We start from the raw sequence: 4554 nt of genomic DNA, 5'->3' as shown, positions 1-4554 counted from the left end.
TGACGCCGTCGATGGCGTCGAGCTGCGCCATCGAATAGACCAGCGTGTAGCTGACGCCGTTGAGGCTGAAGCTGCCGCCATGGTCGGTGGCACCGTAGTCGACCGAGGCGCCGTTGCCGAAAGTCAGGCCTGTCGTGGTGATACCGGGCTGCGCGGTTGCGTTCAGCGCAAGCCCGCCGGCGCCGGTGATGCTGATCGGCGCGTTGATGGCGATGCCGCCCGCCGCGTTCAGCGCCAGGACCGTTGCCGCCGCCCATGTCAGCGGCGCGGCTAGCGCAATGTTGCCGGCCTGCGAACCGCCAATGCCGGTCGCGATCGTCACGTTTGCCGCACCAAGCGCATTCTGCAGCGTGGCAACATTGATGACGCTGTCATTGGTGTTGGCATCGAAGCTGCCGCCGGTGTTGCCGACGCCGCTCGAAATGATGACGTTGTACGGATCGAGCAACAGCGTGCCGAAGCCGCCGTTGGCCGCCGAAAGGTCGGTGAAGCCGGTGTAATCGAGCAAGGCCTTGCCGGACACCTCGGCTTCGCCGCCATTGCCGCCCTGGGCGCCGCCCCGCGACGTGATCGTGCCGGCGAATTTGGTCAGTTGGTTCGACCAGACCACGACATTACCACCGTTGCCGGTTGCGGTCGCGTCGGCGCGGATCGCCGTGCTGCCGTCGATGTTGACGGTGTCGGCCTGCTGCAGGGGACCCTGGCCATGGCTTCCGCCACCGATGTTGATGCTGCCTCCGCCGGCCCCGCCCGAGGCATCGACGGTGGCGCCCGCTAGCGTAATGTTCTTGCCGGTGACCGTGACGGCGCCGCCTTTGCTCTGCCGAGCGGTGGCGATCAGGCGCCCCGAGACGTTGACGCTGCCGCCGGCGCCACCGCCGATGAAGATCGAACCGGTGTGTCCGCCGATCGTGCGCGCCTCGACCAGGCCCGAAATATTCACCGCGTTGCGCGCGGCTTCGCGCGCGGTTGCGGCGCTGATGATCACGCTGCCGCCGTCGGCCTTGATGCTGCCCGAGTTGCGGATCAGCGCGCCATTGCCGCCGCTTGCAGTCGGCAACGCCACCTGGAGGAACCCGTCGCCGGCGAAATCCAGCGTCGCGCTTTCCCCAGAACCGAGCCCCACCTTGCCGAGCGGCACGGAAATGTTGCCGGCGTTGGACACGGTGCCGCCGAGCAGCGCGGCGTAGCCGCCGCGGCCGACCATGATGGTGCCGGCGTTGCTGACGGCCGCGGATGCGCCGTTGCCGGTGAAGCTGCGCTTGCCGCTGAGGAAATCCGCATCCGAAATCCCGAGCGTCGAGGCGACGAAGCCGCCGCCGGTGTTGACCACGCCCGTACTGGTGATCGCGATGCCGTTCGGGTTGACCAGATAGACCTGGCCATTGGCGGTGAGCGAACCGGCGATGGTCGAGGGCGTGTTGCCGGTGACGCGATTGAGCATCGCCGCGGCACCGTTCGGCTGCTGGATGTTGACCGCCGAGCCCTGGCCGATCGAAAAACTCTGCCAGTTGACGACGGCGCTCTGGCTGGTCTGGGTGATGTTCAGCCGCGCAGCGGAGGGCTGCACGATCGCGACGCTGCCCGCGGCGACGCTGCCGCCCGTCGGCAGATTCTGCGCCAGTGCGGAGCCGATGAGAATCGGGCTGCTTAACGCTGTCGTCGCCAGCAGCAGCGCCGCTCGCGCACGGCGATGCAACCTGCCAGAACGGATTAAAACCTGGTCGCCAAAGTCGATCATCGGATTTTTCCGCCCGTCATGCTAAAATCTGAACGCCGAGACCACGGTGAATCGATTGCTTTCCGGCGCGACGGGAATCCCCCCTGGCACGCCGGCACTGATGTCGGCATGGCCGTATTCCAGCGACAGCGAGCCGTTTGACAGGCTGCCTGCGGCCGCACCGCCGAGGCGGATACCTCCGCCGTAGGAAGAGGCATGGACACGGGGGGCTTCCAGCGCCGTCGGGTCTTCCAGTGCGACTTCGCCATAGGCCGCGAAGACATAGGGCGTCGCCACTACGCCGAGCGGCGAGCCGAAGATCACGGCGTTCTGCAATGGCAGCACCCATGGCGACTGCAGTTCGCCCCTGACGACGTAGCCCTCGTCACCGACGATGGTGCCGGCGTCAAAGGCCGAAAGTCCCGTCGTATTGGCGATGCCGATTTGTTCGCTGCGCAACAGCGGCGCGTTGAACGAGGTCTGCGCCCGCGCTGAAAAGCCGACCGCGAGGTGATCGAGCACAGCATGGTTGTAGTTGAGGGTGATGTCGAACTTCTGGAACGCGGCATCCGCGCCCAGTCGCGACAACGGCAGCAGCGGCGAAGCGTCCGCCGCGCTGCGCGCGCCAAGCCCATCGATGCCAAACGACGCGGTGGCGCGACCGGAAATGGTGGCGCCCCATGGCGTCAGTACATCGCCATCATTGGCAAAGCGAACGATGCGCAGCCGGTCCACCGAGAGCGGTGCCGGATCGCCGCCGACGAACAGCCTCTGCTGCTCGTCCTGGGCGTCGAACGACACTTCGCTGTTGAAATTGGCGCTTCGCCCGCGCAGCCAGGCATAGCGCAGCCGTAGCGACAGTCGTTCGAACGCATCAGTGGTCTGAACGCCGGCAACAGACTGGGGCGTGGTGCGGGCGTCGGTATATTCGGCGTTGAAGGTGAGCCCATCGATCCACACCGGCAGGATGAAACCCGCCGCCAGGATACGGTTGCGCGGATAGGTGCCGAAGAAACCATTACCGGCCTCCTCCTCCGGGTGACCGCTGGCGCGCAAATAGATCAACTCGCCGAGTCCGGCGATGCTGCTGAAGTCGAGACCGACGCCGACCGTGGTACCCCCGAGTGCCTTCGACAGCGTGTTGTCGAACGTCAGCGTCTCGCTCACCGCCTGATATTTGGCATCGATTGCCAGCACCGTGGCGCCCTCGCTTTTGCCAGGCGACAGCGTCGAACGCAGGATCACGCCGGCAGTGTCACCAGCGAGAAGGACGCGACGTTCGAGTTCGACCAACGTCACCCCATGGCGGCCTACCAGCGGCTCAATCAGCGAGGCAATGCGATGGCGTACCCGCTCCGGCACATCCTTGAGCTCTATGCGCTCCATGAAGCCGTCGACGACCGTGAGTTTAAGACGGGCTCCGTTGACGAGATGCTGCGGCGGCAGCACCACGCGTACCAGCACATAGCCGGCTCTGGCATACGCCGCCTCAAGATCGCGGGCGGCGGCAAAAATCTCTGCGCCCGACACCGGGCGTCCTATCAGGCGCCGCTCAAGCTCAATGGTCGCCGCAGCCAGTTCCGGCAGAGGGCCCTTGATCTGAATTCCGGAAAGTTCGACGAACAGTTTCTCCGCGCCCGACGGCGTCGCCAAGCCTGACGCGCCCGACAGGGCGAAGCCGCCCTGATGCTCCAGATTGGGCCGGAAACTCGGCGGCGTGATCTGCGACGCGGTCTGCGCTTGCGCGACCGCGGGCAACAGGGTCAGACACAGGCCGAGGCCGCCCCACAACTGGAACAGCATCGCGCAGATGCCTTTTTTCGTATACGCGACCTCGCCGCCATCGCACGTCGCCATCCGATCGCGGATATGTTCCGAAACACGGCGCAATGATCGTTGCGAGAGGTGCACAGTGCACTCTCGTGACCCGCGGATGGCGTGGCTTTGGGCGATCACAGCGAGCACCTGTCAAATTTCCCGAAGACATGAACGAGCCCGAGCTTCACCATACGTAACGCAGCGTGCCGGAGCTGGCGTAGTTCTGTGCGCCTTGAGCAAATTCGCCGTCGAACTTTGCCAGCAGCGACCATTGCGGCGTGATGAAGAGCTGCGCCCCGACCGACGTCAGAGCCGAGTCCTTCGGAATTGGCGCGCCGTCGACGATGAAGGAGGCGCCCGGCAGGGTCTGGAAGGCGGCGCTGAGCGCCGGATTGCCGACCGTGTCGTGCGCGTAGGCGACGCGCCCGCGCAGGACCAGCGGCATGCCGGCAAGCATCGTCGGGTGGTCGAGCCGCACGCCGAGTTCGCTACGCACGTCGCTCGCCTGCATCGACGCATAGTTGAGCCCGAAACCGCCGCCGGCGACATCGGTCTCGCTGAAGGCGGCGGTGGAAAATTCCTGCGCCTGCACGGCGGCGTAAGGCGTGAGCCCGAGCCACGGCAGCACCGCGAAGCGGTAGCCGCCTTCGAGCCGGGCGCCGTAGCTCTCGCCCTGGAAGCGACCGGTGAGCTGATCGCCGAGGGCGGTGCGGCTCGTCGAAAACCATTGGTTGGCGAAGGACACCGCACCCGCCACATAGGCCGCCCCCGCATGAGTGATGCCGTAGCCACCGACCTGGACGGCGTCGCTGCGGCCACCGCCGAGACCGCCCGAAAGGCCCCAATTGGTGCCGCCGCCGGCGAGCGCGAAGCCCAGGATCGTGTCCGGGGAGACGTGATAATCCATACCGCCCGCAATGCCGTAGGTGTGGGCGGTGAGATTGCTCGATCCGGCGGCGGGATCGCCGCTGATGCTGCTGCCGCCGCCATAGGCGCCGCCCCAGGCGGTCCAGCGC

General features: G+C 66.2%; 3 protein-coding genes. All 3 read right to left on the bottom strand.

What is annotated here, in order from left to right; all coding sequences use genetic code 11:
- On the bottom strand, positions 1-1741 hold a 1741-nt coding region (locus WCB02_RS16655; RefSeq protein ID WP_423959610.1), incomplete at its 3' end, for a filamentous hemagglutinin N-terminal domain-containing protein.
- A 21-nt stretch (positions 1742-1762) separates the two neighbouring features.
- Positions 1763-3523 carry a ShlB/FhaC/HecB family hemolysin secretion/activation protein gene (locus WCB02_RS16650; RefSeq protein ID WP_423959609.1) on the bottom strand — a complete coding sequence of 587 codons (1761 nt, stop codon included), beginning with the start codon at positions 3521-3523 and terminating at the stop codon, positions 1763-1765.
- A 199-nt stretch (positions 3524-3722) separates the two neighbouring features.
- Positions 3723-4554, bottom strand: an 832-nt coding sequence (locus WCB02_RS16645; RefSeq protein ID WP_423959608.1) for an autotransporter outer membrane beta-barrel domain-containing protein, incomplete at its 5' end; no start/stop codon positions are given.

The sequence above is a fragment of the Bradyrhizobium sp. genome (assembly GCF_049581145.1).
Lineage (GTDB): Bacteria > Pseudomonadota > Alphaproteobacteria > Rhizobiales > Xanthobacteraceae > Bradyrhizobium.
Note: the sequence above shows the minus strand (reverse complement) of the source record. Positions and strands in the feature narration are given on the sequence as shown.

Bases quoted from the DNA above. Each gene is read 5' to 3' on its own strand.
- WCB02_RS16650 (WP_423959609.1), bottom strand. From the start codon at position 3,523: ATGCTGTTCCAGTTGTGGGGCGGCCTCGGCCTGTGTCTGACCCTGTTG.